The organism is Bradyrhizobium sp. (genome assembly GCF_019244115.1).
Taxonomy (GTDB): Bacteria; Pseudomonadota; Alphaproteobacteria; order Rhizobiales; family Xanthobacteraceae; genus Bradyrhizobium.
Map to the genome: position 1 here is coordinate 1 of NZ_JAFATE010000865.1, position 2,835 is coordinate 2,835.

Consider the following 2,835-nt stretch of genomic DNA (forward strand, 5'->3'; position numbering starts at 1 on the left):
CTCCCGCCGGCAGCGCCCGGCCGGCCGCGAGCCCCCCGCCAGCCGCCGCCCCGCGCAACCGCTCCGGGGTCGTGCTGCCGACCCTGACCGAGGACGAGCGTTCGGCCCGCGCCAGCGCGCTCGCCGACGCCCGCCTGCGCGACATCGAAGAGCGTCGCCTCGCAGAAGAGGAAGCCAGGCGCCGCATCGCCCGTGAGACCGCCGAAAAGGCCGAACGGGAAGCCGCGGAAGCGCGCCGCAAGGCCGAAGATGACCGTCATCGCGCCGACGAAGAGGCCAGACGCAAGGCCGAACTCGAGGCGAAAAAGCGTTTTGGCGAAGGCGAAGCGCGACCTGCGGCCGCACCTGCTCTCGCCGCGGCGCCGGCGCAAGCCCGCACGCCGGCGCAAGCCCGCACACCCGCGACAACGACGGCACGCGCCGCCACCGCAGCCCCGGCAGGCCGCCCACCGGCCGTCGCCGCCGAAGCCGACGAGGACGAGGGTCCGCGCCAGGTCCGTCGCGGGCCCGGCGGCGCCGTGCGTCCGGCGCCCATCAAGACCACCCACAAGCCGGCGCCGCAGAAGCAGCGCGGCCGCCTGACGGTCGTGACCGCGCTCAACGCCGACGACGTGCGCGAGCGCTCGATCGCCTCGTTCCGCCGCCGCACCCAGCGCCTGAAGGGTCACGCCTCCAACGAGGCCAAGGAAAAGCTGGTCCGCGAAGTGATTATTCCCGAAGCCATTACGATCCAGGAACTCGCCAACCGCATGTCCGAGCGCGCGGTCGACGTGATCCGGCTGCTGATGCGGCAGGGCGCGATGCACAAGATCACCGACGTGATCGATGCCGACACCGCCCAGCTGATCGCCGAGGAACTGGGCCATACCGTGAAACGCGTGGCCGCGTCCGACGTCGAGGAAGGCCTGTTCGATGTGGTCGATGATTCCACCGACACCGAAGCACGCTCGCCGGTCGTGACCGTGATGGGCCATGTCGACCACGGCAAGACCTCGCTGCTGGACGCGCTGCGCCATGCCAACGTGGTCTCCGGTGAAGCCGGCGGCATCACCCAGCATATCGGCGCCTATCAGGTGACCGCGCCGGACAGCGGCAAGAAGATCACGTTCATCGACACGCCCGGCCACGCCGCGTTCACCGCGATGCGCGCGCGCGGCGCCAAGGTCACCGACATCGTGATCCTGGTGGTTGCGGCCGATGACGGCGTGATGCCGCAGACGGTCGAGGCCATCAACCATGCCAAGGCGGCCAAGGTGCCGATGATCGTCGCGATCAACAAGATCGACAAGCCGGACGCACGGCCGGAGCGGGTTCGTACCGAACTGCTGCAGTACGAAGTGCAGGTGGAATCGCTCGGCGGCGACGTCGTCGACGTCGAGGTTTCGGCCAAGAACAAGACCAATCTCGATCGCCTGCTGGAAATGATCGTGCTGCAGGCCGAACTCCTCGACCTGAAGACCAATTCGCACCGCCCGGCCGAAGGCACCGTGATCGAAGCCAAGCTCGATCGGGGCCGCGGTCCGGTAGCCACCGTGCTGGTGCAGCGCGGAACGCTGCATGTCGGCGATATCATCGTCGCCGGCGCCGAGATGGGCCGCGTCCGCGCGCTGATCTCGGATCAGGGCGAGACGCTGATGGAGGCCGGTCCCTCGGTGCCGGTCGAGGTGCTCGGCTTCAACGGCCCGCCGGAAGCCGGCGACCGCCTCGCCGTGGTCGAGAACGAAGCGCGCGCCCGTCAGATCACCAGCTACCGCGCCCATCAGAAGCGCGAGAATGCCGCCGCCTCGATCTCCGGCATGCGCGGCTCGCTCGAGCAGATGATGTCGCAGCTCAAGACCGCGGGCCGCAAGGAGTTCCCGCTGATCGTCAAGGCCGACGTGCAGGGCTCGCTGGAAGCGATTTTGGGCTCGCTGGAAAAGCTCGGCACCGAAGAGGTCGCCGCCCGGATCCTGCATGCCGGCGTCGGCGGCATCTCGGAATCCGACGTGACGCTCGCCGAAGGCTTTGGCGCCGCCATCATCGGCTTCTCGGTGCGCGCCAACAAGGAGGCGGCCGCCGCCGCCAAGCGCAACGGCATCGAGATCCGCTACTACAACATCATCTACGATCTCGTGGATGACGTGAAGAAGGCGATGAGCGGCCTGCTTGCGCCGACCTTGCGCGAGACCATGCTCGGCAATGCGCAGATCCTGGAAGTGTTCAACATCTCCAAAGTCGGCAAGGTCGCGGGCTGCCGCGTCACCGACGGCACCGTGGAGCGCGGCGCCAATGTGCGGCTGATCCGCGACAACGTCGTGGTGCACGAAGGCAAGCTGTCGACGCTGAAACGCTTCAAGGACGAAGTGAAGGAAGTCCAGGCCGGCCAGGAATGCGGCATGGCGTTCGAGAACTACGGCGACATGCGTGTCGGCGACGTGATCGAATGCTACCGCGTCGAAACCATCCAGCGCTCGCTCTAAGTCCAAATCTTAGAGCGCGTGCTGCGGCTTTTAGTGAACTGAAACGACGTCGTCATGCCCGCGGCAAAGCGCGAGTCAAGTCTTCGCGCTGACGTCGCGGGCATCCAAGTCTTTCACTTCGAAATGGCCTAGCATGTGAATAGCCGGGATAACTCCGGCGAGCGACGATTTGAGAGAAGACCATGTCTCGTCAGCACAAAAGAGCTTCCGCAGCGGGCGGATCGCAGCGCCAGCTGCGGGTCGGCGAAGCGGTGCGCCACGCTGTTGCCGACATTCTTATCCACGGTGACGTGCACGACCCGGAACTGGAAGGCCACACCATTACTGTGCCGGAAGTTCGGATGTCGCCGGATCTGAAGCTTGCAACGATTTATGT

Annotated in this window: 2 protein-coding genes; both read left to right on the top strand. The window is 66.7% G+C overall.

Going from position 1 to position 2,835, the window contains the following annotated elements; all coding sequences use genetic code 11:
• Positions 1-2,459: translation initiation factor IF-2 (gene infB, locus JOZ76_RS36430; protein WP_291706208.1), on the top strand; the 2,459-nt coding region annotated here is incomplete at its 5' end.
• Between the two features lie 182 nt (positions 2,460-2,641).
• Positions 2,642-2,835, top strand: a 194-nt coding sequence (locus tag JOZ76_RS36435; RefSeq protein WP_291706209.1) for a ribosome-binding factor A, incomplete at its 3' end; no start/stop codon positions are given.